12 protein-coding genes and 1 pseudogene are annotated in these 21,636 nt (G+C 44.2%); 12 read left to right on the plus strand and 1 reads right to left on the minus strand.

All coding sequences use genetic code 11. The features are described 5' to 3' along the window. Positions 1–445 (plus strand): annotated as a pseudogene (locus FNH22_RS32075) (hypothetical protein); the annotation flags it as partial. 26 nt (positions 446–471) lie between these two features. Beyond that, positions 472–834, plus strand: a complete 363-nt coding sequence (locus FNH22_RS18510; protein ID WP_143399922.1) for a hypothetical protein — start codon at positions 472–474, stop codon at positions 832–834. 113 nt (positions 835–947) lie between these two features. Here FNH22_RS18510 and FNH22_RS18515 read toward each other — a convergent pair whose 3' ends face one another. Further along, entirely contained in the window at positions 948–1,832 is an 885-nt protein-coding gene (locus FNH22_RS18515) for a helix-turn-helix domain-containing protein (RefSeq protein WP_143399923.1), read from the minus strand. 433 nt (positions 1,833–2,265) lie between these two features. Here FNH22_RS18515 and FNH22_RS18520 point away from each other — a divergent pair, with 433 nt between their 5' ends. The 10 genes from FNH22_RS18520 to FNH22_RS18565 all read left to right on the plus strand — a co-directional run bounded on the left by FNH22_RS18520 (position 2,266) and on the right by FNH22_RS18565 (position 21,636). Next, on the plus strand, positions 2,266–3,672 hold the full coding sequence (locus FNH22_RS18520; RefSeq protein WP_143399924.1) for a hypothetical protein: 1,407 nt from the start codon (positions 2,266–2,268) through the stop codon (positions 3,670–3,672). A gap of 9 nt (positions 3,673–3,681) precedes the next feature. Continuing rightward, positions 3,682–6,702 carry a TonB-dependent receptor gene (locus FNH22_RS18525; RefSeq protein WP_143399925.1) on the plus strand — a complete coding sequence of 1,007 codons (3,021 nt, stop codon included), beginning with the start codon at positions 3,682–3,684 and terminating at the stop codon, positions 6,700–6,702. Continuing rightward, positions 6,699–8,279, plus strand: a complete 1,581-nt coding sequence (locus tag FNH22_RS18530) for a RagB/SusD family nutrient uptake outer membrane protein (RefSeq protein ID WP_143399926.1) — start codon at positions 6,699–6,701, stop codon at positions 8,277–8,279. The genes FNH22_RS18525 and FNH22_RS18530 overlap by 4 nt, the downstream gene beginning before the upstream one ends. Positions 8,280–8,347: 68 nt before the next feature. Beyond that, positions 8,348–9,931, plus strand: coding sequence for a glycoside hydrolase (locus FNH22_RS18535; protein WP_185154291.1), 1,584 nt, complete (start codon positions 8,348–8,350; stop codon positions 9,929–9,931). Between the two features lie 53 nt (positions 9,932–9,984). Then, positions 9,985–11,523, plus strand: coding sequence for a glycoside hydrolase (locus FNH22_RS18540; RefSeq protein WP_143399928.1), 1,539 nt, complete (start codon positions 9,985–9,987; stop codon positions 11,521–11,523). Then, complete coding sequence (locus FNH22_RS18545) at positions 11,513–13,114, plus strand: sulfatase (RefSeq protein ID WP_143399929.1); 1,602 nt, start codon at positions 11,513–11,515, stop codon at positions 13,112–13,114. The genes FNH22_RS18540 and FNH22_RS18545 overlap by 11 nt, the downstream gene beginning before the upstream one ends. Before the next feature lie 72 nt (positions 13,115–13,186). After that, positions 13,187–14,593: a sugar porter family MFS transporter gene (locus FNH22_RS18550; protein ID WP_143399930.1), complete on the plus strand. Its 1,407-nt coding sequence runs from the start codon at positions 13,187–13,189 to the stop codon at positions 14,591–14,593. Positions 14,594–14,641: 48 nt separating this feature from the next. Further along, positions 14,642–15,406, plus strand: coding sequence for an SGNH/GDSL hydrolase family protein (locus tag FNH22_RS18555; protein WP_185154292.1), 765 nt, complete (start codon positions 14,642–14,644; stop codon positions 15,404–15,406). Further along, entirely contained in the window at positions 15,403–18,246 is a 2,844-nt protein-coding gene (locus FNH22_RS18560) for a sugar-binding domain-containing protein (RefSeq protein WP_143399931.1), read from the plus strand. Before FNH22_RS18555 ends, FNH22_RS18560 begins: the two co-directional genes overlap by 4 nt. Positions 18,247–18,315: 69 nt before the next feature. Beyond that, a complete protein-coding gene (locus tag FNH22_RS18565) occupies positions 18,316–21,636 on the plus strand; it encodes a DUF5107 domain-containing protein (protein ID WP_143399932.1) in 3,321 nt (1,106 codons plus the stop codon).

Here is a 21,636-nt window from a genome sequence, read left to right on the forward strand (position 1 = left end):
GATCAAGCGAAGCGAAAAGTATGACGGTTTCCTTGCTATCGCTTATCATGCAAAAGCCTTGAGTGATGCAGAAGTCCTGGACCACTACCATCACCTCTATCAGATCGAACATTCCTTCCGAACCTTCAAGGGGTACCTGGAAACCCGACCGATGTTCCACTGGACGGACAAACGCATCCAGGGGCACATCTGCTTATGTTATCTCGCTTACTCCTTACTCAATCATCTCCAGCTACGCTTAAAACAAAAGGGGAATCCTCTCTCAGAGCAAACCATCCGGGACCATCTGGGCAAAATGCAACTTAGCCTGGTCAAACAAGGTGAAAAGTACTTTTACCTCCGTTCCAAGCTTACTGAAACCGGCCAAAAACTACTCACTGCAGTAGCCGAGAAACCCCTACCAGACCTTCTGCCTAAAAATCAGATAATCAAGTACTTAAGATAATTTGTATATCGAAAGCCATTTTATAAATGACTCAATATCAATTTATTATCTCAAAAACGTGTCAAACTCAGGATGCTGAAGGAATAGCCATCGAGCGATATGAATACGATCTGTATGATGCGTTGATCAAGGAATGTCGCTTCGATGAGAATGATAAATTACTGGAACCTGCCAGGTCATTCTGTTGTGTCATGTATGAGAGAGATCCGGGTGGAAACGTGCTTGGTAAGACATTTTATGACAACCTTGGCTATCCTATGAATAATGGAGATTCCATCGCACAAATTATTAATACATACGATAGAAACGGCAATCTGAGTTCTACCGACAGTATTCGACAGGAGGTGCTTTTTGATGAAAACCCGGGGAGGAAGGACCTGAGTTTTTAGGTTTGAAGGTAGTTTGCCCAAAAGCTCCTTTGAGTTGATCAACTATAGCAACGAGATCTTGAGTGAAATCTGATCTTCTTTTGAAAGCATGTTTTCACGTATATGTTCCATTCCTAATTGTGCAATTCACTCTTATACGTCTTTGGAGAAACTCCCATCTGCTTCTTAAACAGGCGTGAGAAGTATAACGGATCCTGGAAACCCATCCTATAGCCAATCTCTTTGACGGTTAAGTCCGTGTAGTTAAGATATTCGCAGGCTTTTTGTATTTTCTTTAGGTTAAAAAAATGGATCAATGAATAACCCGTTCGTTTTTTAAACAGGCTGAACAAGTAAGAAGGGGAGTAGTTGAACTCTTCCGCAATATCTTCGGATTTAAAAGATTTATCCAGGTTCTGGTTTAAGAAGTCGATAATAGCATCTACCAGGTTATTACCGGCATGAACGCCTACGGACTGGTCAATCTCACGGAATATAAAAGAGCTGATAAAATTCAACCCTAGAATGTTAGCATATTCCATCTGGGGTTCCACATAGTCGCTTTTAAAGATCTGGAAGATCTGGTTAAAGAGCTTGATGCGTTCACTCTCAAAAGGAATGATCCCTATTTTTTGAGACCTGGACTGGTATCGATCGAATAGATTTTCTGCCATAGAGCCGTCAAAATGCATCCAGTAAATGCTCCATGGATTAAGCTCGTTGGCGTGGTAGTAATGGGTCGTATTTTTAGGTACTATAAAAAAGTGATTTGGCTTCACTTCTGCCTGATGACTATCAATGCTTAACGTGCCTTCACCTTCCGTACAGTAAATAAAAATGAATTCTTTGGCACCTCTTTTCCGCACACGATAATGGTGACTGGCCTTTGGATAATATCCGATGTCCGTGATGTAGAAGGGCCCGGTAATAGGGTTTACCTTCATCCATTTTCTCACAGCATTCGGTAGTACGATCATTTTTTGACCTAAAAAACCTTCTTTCAGTGTAGAGCTATCCATTTCATTATCCGGGTTTATGTACTGCTGTCACCACCTGTTTACTACAGGACGGTCAGACTGTCTTTTCCTGTTTTACCCTCTTTATTGACCTGTCCATAACATGGCCTTAACCGGTATTAAAAAACGTCGTCGGGCCCTTTATGATGAACAATTTTAATAATCCTATGCCATACGGAGCAGTGAATATATCAGAAAAAGATCAAAAAGTAATATTGTCCATGTTTAAGTATAGTTTGTCTATGTTCATCAATCGCTTAAGTAGGTACTTTTATGTTACATAATTTATAAACGTCATTATTATTAACAATAATCCATATTAGAGCTGATACAGAACATATAATTACAAATCTAATAACCTGATGAAATAATTGAACAATGACCTGATAATAGAAAACTTATGTAAATAAATCCATGCTATGCTAAAATCCAAACTATGAAACATTCTCTACATTATTTAATTATTCCTTTAATCATCTTCCTGACAATAGTAAGTTGTCAGGAAGATGATCCGATTGAAGTGGATTCAATCCCTGAATTTAGCTCGATAAATGAAGGTATTGCGTCGTTGCCTGGTTTAAACATAACCCTGGAAGCAGTGGTAACGGACCCTGCAGGAATCCAGTCCGTAAACCTGAAATATGACCCATGGTTTTTAGACAAAACCATAGTAAAGGATTCCTTACCGACGTCTTACACGCTGAAGTATAACTTCAAAGTGCCTGAAGACGCTGAAGAAGGAAGTAGCCATACCATTCCTATTACAGTTACGAATATCGGAGGTAAATCGACGATCAATGAAGTGGTTATCACATTGGATAAGGACGTTTTTGCACCTGAGGTGAATGTAATTTCTCCCGTAGACGGAACTACTGTGCTTATCGGAGATGGAGATGAGCTGCAATTCAATATTACCTTTGAAGATGAAGAACTGTCCCGGTTTGAGATCGCCAGCTCAATACTTAATGAAGTAGTGGACCTGTCCGGAACCAGCTCAAGTTATATCAAAAGCCTTAATGTAGAAGAAACAGGAGCGTATGTCTTTGTTATATCGGTAACCGATGCTACCGGTAATGTAGCCACTCAAAGCCTCACAGTAAATGTGCTGGACCAGTTGGCATTCAATCAAATGTACATTACTAACGAGACCGATGCCGCCAATTTAATTTCCGATCTTTTTGGGGTCCCGCAAAGAGCGGAGGCCAGTGCTGTAGCCGAAGAAGAAGGGTTTGTTTTCACGGTGAACTATTATGCGGAAGAGCCGATGACAGAAGTGCGTTTTATTCCTCAGGACGAATCATTTGCACCTTATACTTTTGGGTCTAACCCGGACATTCCAGGTCAGTTGGCCATAGGTGCAGATTCGGATATTAGTGCTATCCTCTTAGAACAATCCGGCTATTATGAAGTAAGTATGGATCTGAGAGATTTTACGTATACGGTTACTCCATATACGCCCTCTGATACACCTTTTGACCAGGTATACATTATTGGCCGTGGGGTGACCATTGGAAACACGACTACCTGTACGGCCCCAAATGGTTCAACCTTATGTTGGAATTTCGGATCTGCAAAACCCTTTGTAGCACATCCTGACAGTCCGTACCGATGGACCCTGGAACTGACCCTGGAAGACCAGCCTAACGACGAAGGAGAGAACGGCTTTATTTTAAATGCTAATCCTGCCGGATGGTCACCCTTTTGGAGGTTTGACAACGGGGTGTCTCCGGAAGCCACAGTACCCAACGGCGGAGACAACTTCACCTTTGATGCTGCTCAATTCGGAGATTACAAGTTCACCTTTGATACGCACCTTAACACGATAAGTGCCACAAGACTTTAAATCAATCCAATGAAAAGATTTTTAATACTATGTATAACAATTATCGCCTTTACTTCATCTGCTATTGCCCAGATTAAGGTTTCGGGAAGTATTGTAGATGACCAGGGAGATGTACTTCCCGGGGCGAGCGTAATTGAAAAGGGGACTAACAATGGTGTAGTCACAGATTACGATGGGAATTATTCCATTAATGTCAACCCGGACGCGATACTGGTGTATAATTACATTGGTTTCCAGACCCAGGAGGTAGAGGTCAATGGGCAATCTACTATCAACGTGGCTATGGTCAGTGATATCGAATTACTGGCTGAAGTAGTAGTGATAGGATATAGTGATGTAAGAAGAGATCAAATCACAAGTTCCATTTCTACAGTAGACGGGGAAGAACTCGGTAAAATTTCAGCGAGTAACCCTGCTGAAGCATTACAGGGAAAAGCTGCCGGGGTCCAGGTGATTTCTTCGGGAGGTAATCCGGGAGCATCTCCCCAAATACTCGTCCGGGGTATCACCACAAACAACGGTTCTCAGCCCTTGATCGTAGTAGATGGAGTGCTTTTACCCAGTGGCACATCGCTAAACTTTTTGAATGCGGATGATATTGAGAGCTTCCAGATTCTAAAGGATGCTTCCGCCTCAGCGATCTATGGTTCAAGAGGTTCGAACGGAGTGATACTGGTCACCACAAAAAGAGGTGAAGCAGGAAAGACCACGATAAACCTGGATGCTTCCTATGGAGTACAGCGCCTGGAAAAGATCGATATGGCCGGCGCAGATGAATACATCCAGGTAATGAATTTACGTCGTACCAATGATGGAGACGCTCCCCTGTACGAACCTTCGGATTTTACCACTGACACCGATTGGTGGGATGAAACCATCGAAAACTACGCACCTATCTATAATTACAACCTCAGGGCTTCCGGGGGTGGCGAAAAAGTGAAATATGCAGGTAGCATAAGTTATTTCAGGCAGGAGTCAAATTATACCAAAGGATGGTATGAAAGGATCACAGGCCGCTTTAACCTTGACTTCCAGGTCTCTGATAAAGTAACTCTTAAGCAAGACTTGAGCCCCAGGATGGAAAACTATGAAAATACTCCTAATGGCTTATTCAATTTGCTACGGATAGACCCATTGACAGATGTTTACCTGCCCCAGAGTGAGCGGGTGGGCCGGAATAGTTTCAGCATATACCAGCCCAGTAATAATCTTGTGCCGAACCCTGTAGCGAATGTTAGCAGAGTATTCGATGAAACCAGGTTTTTTGGCTTCTTTTCCAATACACAACTTTTATATGACATTACACCGGATCTGACCTTTTCTTCACAATTAGGACTGAATATATCCACCTCGAGAAGAGATGTTTTTAACCCGGAATACTTTTTAAATGCCAATCAACAAAGGGAGATCAACAATGTATTCAGGAGGACCAACGAGAACTTTGATTATGTCTTTAACAATACCATAAACTACAAAAAGACGATCGGGAAACATGATATCAATGTTTTGGGAGGTATATTATTTGATTCACAAAGGTTTAACTACCTGTCTGCGTCCAGGGAGGGTGTTCCCGATAATGAAAACCCTGACCTGAGGTACCTGGATGCTGCCAATGGGGAAGGGATGAACGTCAATGGCAATGAAGCCGTGGATAATATTTTTTCCACCATCGCCCGTGTCATGTATAATTTTGATGGCCGGTACTTTATCACCGGTTCAGTCCGGGTGGATGAATCTTCCAGGTTCCAGGAAGATAACAGGACCGGTACATTTCCAAGTGTTTCTCTGGGATGGGACATCGATTCAGAAGATTTTTTTAATGTAGCCTTTATAGATAACCTCCGTCTGAGCGTGGGGTATGGTCAGGTAGGTAACCAGAACATCAGCCGTAACGGGCAGTTTTTCTCCGTAGGCTCACAGGATCATGTGTTCAATGGGGAACGAGTAGTCACAAACTTTTTATCACAGTTTGGAAATCCCGGGCTTCAATGGGAAACAGTGGAAGATCAAAACATTGGCATAGCAACGTCTTTATTTGGTAGCTCCGTCAATTTCAGTATTGAATACTACAAAAAAGTGTCTAAAGACCTGTTGTTCAATGTTGAGCTTCCAAATTATACAGGTATTCCGGGCCTGGTAGCTCAAAATGTCGGGAGTTTCGAATCAAAGGGGCTGGACATAGCGCTGGGATATAACACAACTATAGGAGACTTCTCCGTCGGTGTGAACCTGAATGTATCCACCAATAATAGCAAGGCGAAAACACTGGCGCCGGGAAATGAACAACTTTTCGGTCAAAAACGAGAAGATCTTGGAAACCGGTTCATAAAGATCACAGAGCAAGGTGAGTTGGTAGGACTTTTCTATGGTTTTCAAACCGACGGTATCTTCCAAAACCAGACAGAAATAAATTCTCATTCTTCCGAAGAAGGGGCCCTGTTACAACCTAATGCCCGACCGGGTGATTTACGCTTCAGAGATGTAAATGGAGATGGAATATTGAATGACGATGATCTGACGACCATTGGTAATCCTTTCCCTGATTTTTACGGTGGGCTTACCGCTAACCTGGGCTACAAGCAATTGGATTTCTCTATGCAATGGTACGGTACCTATGGCAATGAGGTGTTTAATTTCCCTACTACCTTTCTTTATTCAGGCATTCAGGATGTCAACATAGCAGAAGGTACTTTGGGGAAAGTATGGACCCCGGAAAATCCCGGAGCACAGTTTCCAAGACTTACTCAGCAGGACCGTAATGGTAATTATCTCAGGCCATCGGACCTTTTTATAGAAGACGCCTCTTACTTAAGGCTCCGGAACGTACAGATCGGATACAGCTTCAATGTAAAAGGATTTCAAAAGCTTAGGGTATATGTATCCGGTCAAAACCTGATTACCCTGACGGATTATTCCGGTTTTGATCCGGAAGTTCAGGCCGGCAATAATACCATTAACGATTTCGGAGTGGATTACGCACGCTATCCTGTAGCAAGAACATACCTGGTAGGACTTAATGTAACATTATGAAAAAGCATATAATAGTTAGTTTATTAACAACAGCCCTCTTCCTGGCAGGTTGCCAGACGGATGATTTCTTAGATCAACCGCTCAGGGGAAGACAGCAATTGGATGATTTCTTTTCCTCCGCGGAAAATTCAGAGCGATTTATCAATGGGGTTTATGAAAATGTGAATGGAAATGATTGGTTCCAGGTAAACTTTTCAAGAAAGATCAACGATATGGCTACCGATGATAACTGGGCGGGAAATACGCTTCAACCCAGGCCTGATATTACCGGTATCGCCGCATATAATGTCTTTGCAGGATCTACCTATTTTAATACCTTTTGGGAAAACCATTATATTGGGATTACCAGGGCCAATATAGCACTGGACCGTATTCCTGAAGTGGATATGGATGCTGACTTTAAAGCAAGGCTATTGGCAGAGGCTTCTTTCCTGCGGGCATTTTTCTATTTCGACCTGGTCCGTAATTTCGGAGGAGTACCCATTGTGAAAACGTATAATGAACTCCTGGAGCCTGAGATCCGTGACAAAACGCGTTCTTCCATTGAAGAGACCTACGATTTAATTGAAGAGGACCTGGAGCGTGCCATTGTCAGTTTACCTTTAAGAAGTGAATATGCCGCTAAAGACCTGGGGCGTGTTACCAAGGGAGCTGCCCAATCGCTACTGGCTAAAGTGTATTTATTCCGGGAAAAATGGGATGAAGCGCAGGCTATGGCCCTTAATGTTATCCAATCCGGTGAATACAGCCTTGAACCCGATTTTGCAGATGTTTGGAGTGTAGATACCCACCATGGGGTGGAATCTATCTTTGAAGTGGAGTACATCAATGATCCGGTATTCAACGGTATCGGTGGGCAATACTCCACCACACAGGGAAGCAGGGCAGACCAGGGGTGGGGATGGTGCGTACCTTCCAGTGATCTGGAAAATGCATTTCTCAGTGAAGGGGACAATATTCGTCTTCAGTCAACGATCATAAAACACGGTGAACCGGTATTTGGTGACCCTGCCGTTACTTCTTTTGATGCCGAACCAAGTGAAAACAAGTCGGGAAGGATCAATCGGAAATTTTATATCCCCGTGGATAAAAGACCTACTCCTTACGTCAGAGGACAACACCCCTTACCGTTTATTCATATCCGGTATGCAGACCTTTTGCTAATACACGCCGAAGCATCCTTCTTTAATAATGATGCCACTTCGGCATTGTCTTCCTTAAAGCAGGTGCGTGACAGGGTAAATTTAGAGACAAATATGTCACTGTCAGGTGACAACCTAAGGGATGCCATATGGAAAGAAAGAAGGCTGGAGCTTGCCCTGGAACAGCACAGGCTGTATGATCTCAGAAGACAAAAAATTAATAACGTATCCCGTTTAGCGCTGATCATGGGACCTAATGGATCATTTGTGAAATACAATACGGAAGTAAGTACAGACCCTTTTGAGACCACCAATTTGGGAGAAGCCCAGGACAAAGGAATCAACTTTGACCCTGAGATCCATCTTTTATGGCCTGTTCCTCCTGAGGAGATACAACTTTCCAGGGGTAACATAACACAAAATCCGGGATACTGATAAAATAGATACCTATGACGAGCAGATATAAATTTTTAAATTATACCTACCTACTTATACTGTCCTTAATGATCACAAGCTGTGAAAAAGATAGTTTCACAGATCCTAATGATCCAAGATTTGGCACCGTAGGTGATGAAATCATATTAAATGTGTCCAATACCTTCCAGACCGTTGATCATTTCGGCGCTTCCGGCGGGTTTGCTGCCCAGTGGGTTGGGCAATGGCCTGATGCTTCGAAAGAACCTATTGCAAAACTTTTCTTTAGTACGGAAATGGATGCCCAGGGGAATCCGGAAGGTATAGGGCTCTCCATGTGGAGGGTCAATATTGGCGACGGCGCCCGGGAACAGCTTACCAGTGGCTTCGCTCCAAACGCGTGGTTCAGGGAAACAGAGTGTTTTCTGGATGAAGATGGGATCACCTATGATTGGACAAAACAGTCCGGTTCACAATGGTTCGTAAGCAAAGCCAGTGAGTATGGTGTGCCTGGCTTCACCGCCTGGATCACTACTCCTCCTTACTTTATGAGTAAGAATGGGTATACCTTTAGAACAGCCGGAGTCGATGGGTTCAACTGTCAGGAATCCAAGTATGGGGAGTACGCCTCCTTTTTAGCTCAGGTAATGAAACATTACGAAGACCAGGGGTATAATTTTGAAGTGGTCTGTCCATTTAATGAGACACAATACGAGTGGGCCTTTGAAGTGGGAGAAGCTTCTCAATCAGGGACCAAAGCCTTCAATTCACAAGTAGCGGAAGTTACACGTATTATTGACCAGGAATTCACAGACCAGGGAGTTAATGCAAAGATCATGATCCCTGAAACAGCACAATTGAGATACCTCTACGAAGGATCTTCAAACACCGAAAACCAACTTTCTGAGTTTTTTAACCCATCCAGCGCTAACTACATAGGTGACCTGGACAATCTTTCCACGCACATAGCGGCACACAGTTACTTCAGTAACTCAACGCCTGAGCAATCCATTACACAACGACAAACCCTGCGGACGGCACTGGCTAGTTTCCCTGACCTGGATTACTGGCAAACGGAATATAGCCTGTTGGGAACCGCTTATCAACAGGGGAAAGATATGTCCGAGTTGACAGAGATGGACTATTCGCTTTGGTTGGCCCGCATCATTCACACTGACCTCGTACATGGCAATGCCACCGGATGGAGTTTTTGGACGGCGCTTAATCTTTCTACATTCCAGGACCATCCGTTCAGATTTAATCTGATCTTGTATGAACCTAATGCCAGCAATGAGTCACATACGGATGGTACCTTTAAAGTGGGTAAGAACCTTTGGGCCTTTGGGAATTATAGCCGTTTCGTTAGGCCAGGTATGGTACGGTTTGAAGTGTTAGATCCTGCTTATGGGGAAGAAGCTGCAGTGGAGAACTTTATGATCTCGGGATATAAAAGTGCCTCCGGAAATGATATCGTTATAGTATGTGTCAATAATACAGACCAGAACAGGCAGCTGGCGCTGGGGAATTACGGAACTGATTTCGAGGTAGTGGATGGTACATTTGACGTTTATACCACTTCCGAAAGTGAAGATCTGTCCAAAAGTACGGCTAATTTTGATGAACTTGTGATCCCCGGTAAATCAATTGTGACACTTACCGCACAACTTAACTAACACATTACACTATGATTTCTGCCTTAAGGCTGAAGCTACTAAGCTATTTTTGCATGCCCTTACTGACCATATCGGCCGAGGTTTATGGTCAGTTGATTCAGGTACATTTGGACCCCGCGACCCAATTTCAGCAGATAGATGGGTTCGGGGCTTCAGATGCCTGGAGGTGTCAGTTTGTGGGAGAGCATTGGCCTGATCATAAAAAAGAAAAGATCGCTACACTTTTATTCAGCCAGGAGTTTGATGATGAGCAAAACCCGGAAGGGATTGGGTTATCGATATGGCGCTTTTATGTAGGGGCAGGTACTACTGAGCAAGGTGCGAACTCTGACATTAAAAATGAATGGAGAAGGGCAGAATCTTTTCTGGATAAAGAAGGGAATTACGATTGGTCAAAGCAGCAGGGGCAACAATGGTTTCTCAGGAAGGCCAAAGAATTTGGTGTGGAACACTTTCTGGCTTTCTCCATAAGTGCACCTGTTTTCTGGACACTGAATGGAAAGGGCTACAATACTTCATCGGGAGCAGCCCTTAACCTTCAGCCGGATAGATATAGCGACTATGCAGACTTCCTGGTTTCCGTTTTGAAACATTTCGAGGAACAAAACCTCGGATTTGACTACTTAAGTCCCGTCAACGAACCTCAATGGGACTGGAATAAACCATCACAGGAAGGAACACCTGCGACGAACGAAAATATCTATACGTTAACCAGACTGCTTGATGAAAAAATAACGGCCCGGTCACTCAAAACAAAAATAGTATTGCCTGAAGCGGCAGATCTAAGGTGGCTGTATAAATCCCATGGAAAACCGGAAAGAGGGGACCAGGCAAATGCTTTTTTTAGGAATGACTCACCTTTTAACTTAGGTGAACAGCACGACGTAATGAAAGCGGTTTTAGGACACAGCTATTTTACCACCTGGCCGGTGGACAGCCTCATAAGCATAAGACAAGGCCTGAATACAAGCCTGAAAGAGCAGGGAGTAGATTACTGGCAAAGCGAGTTTTGTATTTTGGAAAAGACCGATGCCATAGGAAGTGGGCACCAACGGGATCTGGGTATGAATACCGCACTATACGTTGCAAGGGTCATACATGCAGACCTCACCCTTGCCAATGCCAGGTCATGGCAATGGTGGACGGCACTGACTATAGCAGATTTTAAAGATGGATTGATCTATTTGGATACCGGGGTGGAAGGGAAGTTATTCGACCAAGACCTTTTAAAGCATGACGGAAATTATCACGCATCAAAATTGCTTTGGGTGTTAGGAAATTTTTCCAGGTTTGTACGCCCGGGAATGGTAAGAGTAAAAGCTGATCTAAAACCAGCTCAAACCTTAAAAGAACAATACAATGATGTAATAATTTCAGCTTATGCGGACAGGATCAACTCAAAAATAGTTGTGGTTGCCATTAACAATGCAACAACGGAAAAGAAGGTAAATTTGCAAAGCCCTGGTGTTACACTTGGAAAGATGTTTATCACCTCAGAGAGTGAAAATATGGGCTTTCATAAGATCTCAAGCGAGACGATTACATTATCGCCGAGGTCGGTAACTACTTTAACCGGAAATTATGGTCAATAAAAACAAAGGCATCGTACTGTACTTTTTACTCATAGCAATATCTTTTTCGGGATGCAAAGAAGGTGAGGGGGAGGCTAAAACGGAAAATGCAAAACCTAATGTAATTTTCATCCTGGCTGATGACCTTGGCATAAAAGACCTGAGTTGCACAGGCAGTAAGTTTTATGAGACTCCCAACATTGATCGTATTGCCAGCACAGGCACTGTATTTACGCAAGGATATGCTGCCAGCCAGGTGTGCAGTCCTTCCCGGGCCAGTATTATGACCGGTAAATTTACGGCAAGGCACGGCATTACAGATTGGATTGGAGCAAAATCAGGAGTGGCATGGCGCACGAATGGCAAGAACAGCAAGCTGCTTCCTGCAGACTATGTACATCGATTACCTGGAAGGGACAGCACATTGGCAGAAATGATGAAAGCCAACGGATATACCACTTTTTTTGCCGGCAAATGGCATTTAGGCGATGAAGGTTCTTACCCGGAAGATCATGGTTTCGATATCAATATAGGAGGGTGGGACGTCGGAAGTCCTAAAGGAGGCTATTTCTCACCATGGAAAAACCCCAGGCTCGAAAATAAGGTAAAAGGGGAAAACCTTTCTAAGCGGCTGGCAGCAGAAACTGCAAGCTTTATGGAGCAAAGCAAAGATCAGCCATTTTTCGCTTTTCTCTCTTTCTATGCCGTGCATGGCCCTATTCAGACGACTCGGGAAAAATGGAAGAAATACCGTGATAAGGCAGATGCCATAGGCATTCAGGAATCCGGTTATGAGATGGAGCGTGTATTGCCCATACGTACGGTACAAGATAATCCCATTTATGCCGGGCTGGTAGAAAGTATGGATGATGCGGTAGGTTTGGTGCTGGACAAACTGGCGGCGTTAGGTCTCGAAGAAAACACGATAGTCATTTTTACATCCGATAACGGAGGTGTGGCTTCCGGAGATGCTTTTTCCACCTCAAACCGGCCTCTGCGTGGTGGAAAGGGGTATCAATGGGAAGGAGGCATACGAGAACCTTTTTTCATCAAAGCGCCCTGGCTCAAGGATAGTCGAAAAACGGTCGATTATCCTGTGACGGGTGCTGATTTTTATCCCACCATCCTTGATCTGGCTAATATCCGTCTTTTACCGGAACAACACGCAGATGGCATAAGCCTGGCGCCCTTGTTAAAAAATGAAAGCCTGAATGAGAGGTCATTATTCTGGCATTATCCACATTATGGCAACCAGGGAGGTGAGCCTGCTTCTATCATAAGAAGATCGGTTTGGAAGCTCATCCACTATTGGGAAGACGACAGAAATGAACTCTATAACCTGGAAAAAGATCCGGAAGAGCAGGTGGAAGTAAGTGCTGACTATCCTGAAATAGCCACTCAGATGTATGACGAACTTGAGACGTATCTGAACAGTGTAAATGCGAAAAGACCTGAAAAGGACCCTGCTTATGATGAAACCCTTGCTAAACAGATGCATCAGGATAAGATAGATAAGCTCTGGCCCAGGTTAGAGGCACAGAGAAAACGTTTTTTATCGCAAGAGTTTGAGCCCAATGCAGATTGGTGGGGAAGTAAAATCACAGAAGATTAAAATGGATAGTTTTTATATGAACCACCGAAACATCGAAACAATGGTAAACATGCACTTACCCCAACGCCTTAGATGAACACATCAAAATTCAATTTTAAGTACCTCCTTTTCCTGTCCCTCGTGTCAGCCATGGGTGGTTTCCTCTTTGGTTACGACTGGGTAGTGATAGGTGGGGCAAAGCCTTTCTACGAACTTTACTTTGATATTGCTTCTTTGCCTTCTCTTCAGGGCTGGGCGATGAGCAGTGCTTTGGTAGGATGTATTTTTGGTGCAGTGATATCCGGAGCATTGGCAGACCGGTTGGGGAGAAAGATACCTTTAATATTGGCTGCCGCATTATTTACCATTTCAGCTTTTGGCACCGGTTATGTAGATCATTTTACACCTTTCATTATATACAGGTTGATCGGAGGCCTTGGCATTGGCCTGGCCTCTACTTTATCGCCTATGTACATTGCTGAGATAGCCCCGGCCAGGTATCGCGGGCAATTTGTAGCCATCAATCAATTGACCATAGTCATTGGTATACTGGGCGCACAAATTGCCAATTACAATATTGCAGAGCCTATAATCGCTACAGCAGGTCCTTCTGAAATCATGAATTCATGGAATGGTCAGATGGGGTGGAGATGGATGTTCTGGGCCGAACTGGTCCCGGCAGGATTATTTTTCACACTTATGTTCCTGGTACCTAAAAGCCCTAGGTTCTTAATGAAGAGTGGGGAAGAGGCCGCTGCGGTCAACGTTTTGGAAAAAATAGGAGGGAAGGAATATGCGCTGCATGAACTGGGCAATATGAAACTCACCCTACGGGAAAATCAACAGAACAAAGTAGCACTCTCCGAACTACGTAGCCGTAAGGTCCTTCCCATATTGACCATTGGCGTTGTTCTGGCCATATTCCAGCAATGGTGCGGGATCAACGTCATCTTTAATTATGCTCAGGAAATATTTACGGCTGCCGGTTACAGCGTGGGCGATATGTTATTCAACATTGTGATCACAGGAAGTGTCAATCTCATTTTTACGTTCGCTGCTATGCGTACGTTAGACAGCTGGGGGCGCAAAAAACTGATGCTATTCGGGTCGTTGGGCCTGGCCGTGGTATATGCGCTTTTGGGAGGCGCCTATTATTTTTCATTGGATGGTTGGCCGGTATTGCTATTAGTGATTACAGCGATAGCCATTTACGCCATGTCCCTTGCGCCCACTACCTGGGTGGTATTATCAGAAATATTTCCTAACCGGCTGCGCGGCGTGGCCATGTCTATAGCAACTTTCTCGTTATGGATCGCCTCATTCATACTCACTTTTACCTTTCCCATCCTTAATGATCTGCTGGGGTCTTACGGTACATTTTGGGTGTATAGTATTATTTGCCTGCTCGGTTTTACATTTATCAGGAAAAAATTATTGGAGACCAAAGGCAAAAGTTTAGAAGAAATTGAATTGGAGTTAGCTAAAGACAATAAGGTTTGAACCGTATCTGACAGATGCCATGAGACAATCAGAAAAAATAGATCAAAAATGAACAGGCTAAAGTTAACATATGGCAGCGTCTTGATCTGTTTAGTGGGATGCTTCATAGGTTTGGGTACTGCTAATGCACAGTTAGTAATGACCCCCGATAATTACCTGGGGCCCATCAAAAGTGAACTTCAGGTGAAATGGCCCAAAAACAGAACGATCAACCTCGTGTTTCATGGGCATTCGGTACCTTCCGGATACCTTACCCGTGGTATAGTTAACACCTTACAGTCCTACCCGTATCTCTTGCTGAAAAAGGTCAAAGATCGCTATCCTTTTGCCGTTGTAAATACCATCACCACATCAATAGGAGGAGAGCAGTCGCAAAAAGGAGCAAAACGAGTGAAAAAGGAAGTTTTGGTCCATCGGCCGGACGTTCTGTTCATAGATTACGCGCTTAATGATCGTAGTATCGGGCTGGAACGTTCCAAAGTCGCCTGGGAGAAAATGATCCGGAAAGCGAAGGCCTACGGCACTAAGGTCATTCTTATGACGCCTACCCCTGACCTGAAAGAAAATATACAGTCTCCCGATGCTGAACTGGCAAAGCACAGCCAACAGATCAGGGAAATGGCAAAGAAATACGAAGTGGGTCTGGTAGATAACTATGCCATGTTTAAAGAAATGGCCGGGAATCAGTCATTGGAAAAATGGATGGCACAAAATAATCATATCAATACCCTGGGACATGAATTGGTAGCTGAAACCCTGTTGACCCTCTTTTGGGAAGAGGATAGTAGCAATAAAGAACCGAATGACCTATGAAGTATCTTAACCCCATCCTATACCTTCTTTTTTATGTCGCCCTGTACGGGTGTGACAATGAGAACTCGCAGGAGATGGATCTTTCAGGACAATGGCAATTCAGAACCGATAAGTCAGACCAGGGCATTTTGGAAGAGTGGTATGCGGGTGAACTTCCCGAAACGATCCAATTACCAGGGTCCATGGCAGAAAATGGAAAAGGGGATGACATCTCTTTGGCTACGCAATGGACCGGGAACATGTGGAACGACAGCCTGTGGTACACGAGTCCGGAAATGGCAAAATACAGGCAAAAGGACCATATTAAGGTTCCTTTTTGGCTAAGTCCTGACAAGGTATATTATGGCGCGGCCTGGTACCAAAAACAGGTAAAAATACCCGGGTCATGGAAAAACAAGCATATAATCTTACAACTGGAACGCGCCCATTGGGAAACGACGGTTTGGGTTGATGACAACAAGGTGGGTTTTGATAATCGTTTGGGAACACCACATCATTATACCCTGAGCGATTATCTGACACCTGGAGATCATACCATAACCCTAAGGATCGATAACAGGGTAAAGGAGGTTAATGTGGGCCTGGATGCGCATAGCATTACAGACAACACGCAGACCAATTGGAATGGAATAGTAGGAGAAATGAAGTTAAGAGCGGTTTCCCGGGTCGCTATTGACAACGTTCAGATCTACCCGGATGTCAGCAACCATAGTGTGACCGTGAAAACGAAGATCAGGAATTTTACCGGTGCTCCGCAACAATGTCAACTTGAGGTAATGGCCAAAGGTTTGGGAGATAATGACCAGGGCCTCTCTAAAATAGTCCGGGAAATTGAAGTAGATGCTGAGGGGCAGTTTGAAATGGAATATTCCATGGGCGACTCACCGTTGTTATGGGACGAGTTCAACCCACATTTGTATTCCATGAAGTTGACGCTGAAGTCGTCTTCCGGAATGGATACGAAGGAAGTTACATTCGGCATGCGTGAATTTAAAGTGGATGAAAAACGTTTTTCCATTAACGGAAGGCCCGTTTTTTTACGGGGCACATTGGAGTGTGCTATTTTCCCATTGACAGGATATCCGCCCATGAAGGTCAACGAATGGAAACGAATATTTAAAACCATCCGGAACCATGGCTTGAATCATATGCGGTTCCATTCCTGGTGTCCCCCTGAAGCTGCTTTTCAGGCAGCGGATGAGCAGGGTATATACTTACAGGTTGAAGCCTCTGCCTGGACAAAGATAGGGGACGCGCAGCCTATCGATGCATGGGTATACCAGGAAGCCGAAGACATTTTGAATACCTATGGTAACCACCCTTCATTCGTTATGATGGCCTATGGAAACGAGCCGGGAGGTAAAAACTATGCCGCCTACCTGGGCAAGTTTGTAGATCATATGAAAAAATTGGATGACAGAAGAGTGTACACCGGAGCGGCGGGCTGGCCTTTCCTGGAAAACGCTGATTATTATAACAGCCCTGCACCCAGAATACAGCAGTGGGGTGCAGGACTAAAAAGTATCATCAACAGTAAGCCACCACAAACTCTGTTTGATTACAGCCATCTGATCGAAAAGACCCCGATGCCATATGTAAGCCATGAAATAGGGCAATGGTGCGTATATCCAAACTTCAGGGAAATGGCTAAATATACCGGAGTATTAAAGCCCAGGAACTTTGAGATCTTCAAAGAGACATTAGAAGCCAATCATTTAGGACACCTGGCGGACAGCCTGCTTCTGGCCTCAGGAAAGTTACAGGCGCTATGCTACAAAGCGGATATCGAAGCTGCTTTACGTACAAAGGACTTTGCAGGATTTCAGCTACTGGACCTGCATGACTTTCCCGGTCAGGGAACTGCTTTGGTAGGTGTTTTAGATGCTTTTTGGGAGGAAAAAGGATACATTTCGCCGGAAGAATACCGCGAGTTCTGTGATGTGACCGTGCCACTGGCAAGGCTGGATAAACGTATCTTTTTAAATACGGATACACTCAAAGCAGCTTTGGAAGTAGCGCATTACGGTACGCAACCGCTCAAAAACATTACTGCTTCATGGAGATTGGTTGATGTACACGGAAAGCTGGTGGAAGAGGGAAACCTTCCCAAAAGAGATATTCCGGTAGGAAACGGTATAGCACTCGGAAACATCGCGGTTGATCTTAACCCGATTGAACAAGCCAAAAAGCTGACCCTTACCGTTACGGTAGCCGGCGATACGAATCGCTGGGATGTATGGGTGTATCCGGAAGAAAAGAGACCCATTGTTAATGAAGACGAATTACAGGTAGTAGAGAAACTGGATGTCAATGCGATTAGTTTTCTTGAACAGGGAGGTAAAGTACTGTTAAATATAAACAAGGGAGATATAGCGCCGGAAAGCGGTGGTACAATAGGAGTAGGGTTTTCAAGTATCTTTTGGAATACATCCTGGACGAAGGGACAAAAACCGCATACACTGGGTATTTTATGTAACCCAAACCACCCTGCCTTGGCTGATTTTCCAACAGAATACCATTCCAACTGGCAATGGTGGGATGCTATGTCAAATGCTAATGCCATTGTTTTGGATGCATTTACATCCGAACTGGTACCGATCGTGCGTATCATTGACGACTGGTTTGAGAACCGCAGGACAGCCTTAATTTTCGAAGTCAGGGTAGGAAAGGGCAAGTTATTGGTATCAGGCGTTGACCTGCACACCAATATAGCGCAACGAGATGAGGCACAACAATTACTTTACAGTCTCAAAAAATATATGGCAAGCGACCGGTTTAACCCAAAAGTAGTTGTAGACAAGAATAAACTTGACGACCTGTTTGATTACAGCCGTCAATAACGGATCAAAGTTGACCAAAATGTAATAGAGATATACTGGTTTCGTACCAGACCAAACAAAAGATAGATTATGAATACTGTTAAAGCCTGGAAGGATAAAGTTACAATCCCTACCTATGAGGTAGGAACCCCTGAGAAATACCCTGTTTTCCTGGATAAAAGAGTATATCAGGCAAGTAGTGGCGTGGTATACCCTCATCCTGTGATAGAGAAGATTAGTGATGAGAAAGTGGATAAGGAATGGGATGTCATATACATAGAAAATCGCTACATCAAGATCATGGTGCTGCCCGCCCTGGGGGGCAGGATACAAATGGCTTATGATAAGATCAGAGAGCGGCATTTTGTATATTATAATCATGTGATCAAGCCGGCATTGGTTGGACTTACCGGTCCGTGGATATCCGGGGGTATTGAATTTAATTGGCCACAGCATCATCGCCCCAGCACCTATGACCCGGTAGATTATCATATCGAGGAAAATGAAGATGGAAGTAAAACGGTGTGGGTAAGTGAAGTGGAACGCATGTTCCGCACAAAAGGCATGGCAGGTTTTACGTTACATCCTGATAAAGCTTACCTGGAGATCAAGGCCCAGTTGTACAATCGCACTCCCCATCCACAGACCTTCCTGTGGTGGGCAAACCCTGCCGTAGCGGTCAATGATCATTATCAGTCTGTTTTTCCTCCCGATGTCAACGCGGTATTTGACCATGGAAAACGTGATGTTTCGGAATTTCCCATCGCCAAAGGAGAATATTACAAAGTGGATTACTCACCCGGAACGGATATTTCCAGGTACAAGAATATTCCGGTACCTACCTCTTATATGGCCATTACTTCAGACTATGATTTTGTGGGAGGGTATGAAAATGATACAAAAGGTGGCTTGCTCCATATCGCAGATCATAACGTGTCACCGGGTAAAAAGCAATGGACATGGGGAAACGGGGCTTTTGGGCATGCATGGGACAGGAACCTGACCGACCACGACGGGCCTTATATTGAACTTATGTGTGGGGTCTATACAGACAATCAACCTGATTTTTCCTGGATGCACCCCTACGAGGAAAAAAGTTTCAGGCAATACTTTATGCCCTACTATAATACCGGGGTAGTAAAAAATGCCACTAAAGAGGCTTTGCTCAACCTGGAGATGCAGGAAGGTAAGGCCACAGTAAAAATTCATGTTACGGCCGTTTATACCCAATGTGCTATTATTCTTTCCAGTGACGACCGGGTTTTCTTTGCTGAAAAAATGGACCTCAGTCCCGATAAGGGTTTTGAAAAAACGGTTGACGTAGGAGCTACACTTTATCATAGCCTGACGGCCACTTTGAAAGATAACCAGGGAAATGTGCTGGTTTCATGGTCTCCCGAAGCATATCAGGCAGAAGAGATCCCTGAACCGGCCAAGGCTGCTAAGCAACCGAAAGATATTACGAGTGTGGAAGAATTGTATTTACAAGGTGTACACCTGGAGCAATACAGGCATGCCACTTATGATCCTACTGCATATTATCTTGAGGCGCTTTCCAGGGCACCTGAAGATGTACGCAATAACAATGCAATGGGGCTTTGGAACCTCAAAAAAGGACAGTTTGACCTGGCGATTTCATATTTTGATCAGGCGATAGAGACCCTGACACAACGTAATCCTAACCCATACGACGGAGAACCCTATTTTAACAAAGGAGTTGCCTTAAACTATTTAGGTAAAAAGGATGAGGCCTATGCAGCGTTCTTTAAAGCCTGCTGGAATGCACAATGGCAGGACGCGGGTTATTTTAACCTGGCACAAATTGATTGCTCCAGGGGCAACCTGGATAAAGCCCTGGAGTTGGTAGAAAGGTCTTTGATAAAAAACTGGCATAACCATAAGGCAAGGCACTTAAAAGTTATCCTGTTACGAAAACTGGGACGAATAAAGGATGCGCATGCCTGGATTGAAGCGTCGTTAGCCATTGACCCGTTCAACATTGGGGTGTTGTACGAAAATTATGTCATTAGCGGACATGAGAAAGATCTGGAAATATTCAGGGAAATACTGAGGGATTATGTGCATAACTACATTGAATACTCACTGGACTATGCACAGGCAGGTGAGTGGGACATGGCCATCAATGTATTGAATGTCTATGCTGAGGGCAAATCCCAGATGTACCCCATGGCTGCTTACTTCCTTGGGTGGTATTATATGCAAAAGAATGACACCGCTCAAGCCGGGAAATTGTACCGGAAAGCACAGGGAATGACTGGAGATTATTGCTTTCCCAACAGGTTGGAGGAAGTAGTGGCACTTCAGTCCGCCTGTTCCGCCGATAATTCAGATGCCAGCGCCCGATATTACCTGGGTAATTTCTGGTATGCTTCCAAGCAATATAGCGAGGCACAACAATGCTGGGAAGCTTCGGTGAAGCTCGATGACTCCAATGCCATTTGTCATCGTAACCTGGCCTTATTATACTTTAACAAAACCAAACAAAAAGACCTGGCCAGGCAACACCTGGAACATGCCTTTTCCCTGGACCCTACGGACGCGCGACTGTTAATGGAACTGGACCAGTTGTATAAAAAGATCAACGTTGCTATCGATCAGCGTTTGGAATTACTCGAAGACCATGTAAAACTGACGAACTCGCGTGATGACCTGTATCTCGAACGTGTTGCCCTTTATAATTTCAAAGGCGATTTTAAGGAGGCATTGAGCCTGTTGCAGCAAAGACAATTCCATCCCTGGGAAGGGGGTGAGGGGAAAGTGCCGTTTCAATACATTACTGTTAATGTGGAATTGGCGAAACACTATTTGTGCACAGAGCAATACGATAAAGCCATAGAGCATTTGCATGCTATGCAGGCATACCCTCATAATTTAGGAGAAGGCAAGCTCTTTGGGGCCCAGGAAAATGATGTACATTACTGGTTGGGTTGTGCGTATGACGGGCAAGACAGGGATGACCTGGCCAGACTGAACTGGGAAAAAGCGGCAGAAGGCCTGAGTGACCCTAGTCCGGCGATCTTTTATAATGATCAGCAACCCGATAAGATCTTTTACCAGGGACTGGCTTTACTAAAATTGGGTAGGAAAAACGAAGCGGAAATACGTTTTCATAACCTGATAAATTATGGTAAAGATCATCTTAATGATAAGGTAATACTGGATTATTTCGCCATCTCCCTTCCGGACCTGCTCATTTGGGAAGAAGACCTCAATGTACGTAATACCATCCATTGCAACTATCTGATAGGGCTGGGTGAACTTGGTATGGAAAATTTTGAAAAAGCCGAGAAAGCGTTTCAGGAAGTAATCCGGTTGGATGCATATCATCTGCCGGCCCATTTACATCTTAAAATGACCAGGGAGCTGGAACACGATCTGTTAAAAATTTAG

Origin of the sequence: Fulvivirga sp. M361 (assembly GCF_007097395.1) — a bacterium.
Lineage (GTDB): Bacteria > Bacteroidota > Bacteroidia > Cytophagales > Cyclobacteriaceae > Fulvivirga.

Excerpts from the sequence above, each read along its gene's own strand:
- FNH22_RS18525 (WP_143399925.1), top strand. The coding sequence starts at position 3,682 with ATGAAAAGATTTTTAATACTATGTATAACAATTATCGCCTTTACTTCA.
- FNH22_RS18550 (WP_143399930.1), top strand. The coding sequence starts at position 13,187 with ATGAACACATCAAAATTCAATTTTAAGTACCTCCTTTTCCTGTCCCTC.
- FNH22_RS18545 (WP_143399929.1), top strand. The coding sequence starts at position 11,513 with ATGGTCAATAAAAACAAAGGCATCGTACTGTACTTTTTACTCATAGCA.
- FNH22_RS18565 (WP_143399932.1), top strand. The coding sequence starts at position 18,316 with ATGAATACTGTTAAAGCCTGGAAGGATAAAGTTACAATCCCTACCTAT.
- FNH22_RS18530 (WP_143399926.1), top strand. The coding sequence starts at position 6,699 with ATGAAAAAGCATATAATAGTTAGTTTATTAACAACAGCCCTCTTCCTG.
- FNH22_RS18535 (WP_185154291.1), top strand. The coding sequence starts at position 8,348 with ATGATCACAAGCTGTGAAAAAGATAGTTTCACAGATCCTAATGATCCA.
- FNH22_RS18515 (WP_143399923.1), bottom strand. The coding sequence starts at position 1,832 with ATGGATAGCTCTACACTGAAAGAAGGTTTTTTAGGTCAAAAAATGATC.
- FNH22_RS18555 (WP_185154292.1), top strand. The coding sequence starts at position 14,642 with ATGAACAGGCTAAAGTTAACATATGGCAGCGTCTTGATCTGTTTAGTG.
- FNH22_RS18510 (WP_143399922.1), top strand. The coding sequence starts at position 472 with ATGACTCAATATCAATTTATTATCTCAAAAACGTGTCAAACTCAGGAT.
- FNH22_RS18560 (WP_143399931.1), top strand. The coding sequence starts at position 15,403 with ATGAAGTATCTTAACCCCATCCTATACCTTCTTTTTTATGTCGCCCTG.
- FNH22_RS18540 (WP_143399928.1), top strand. The coding sequence starts at position 9,985 with ATGCCCTTACTGACCATATCGGCCGAGGTTTATGGTCAGTTGATTCAG.
- FNH22_RS18520 (WP_143399924.1), top strand. The coding sequence starts at position 2,266 with ATGAAACATTCTCTACATTATTTAATTATTCCTTTAATCATCTTCCTG.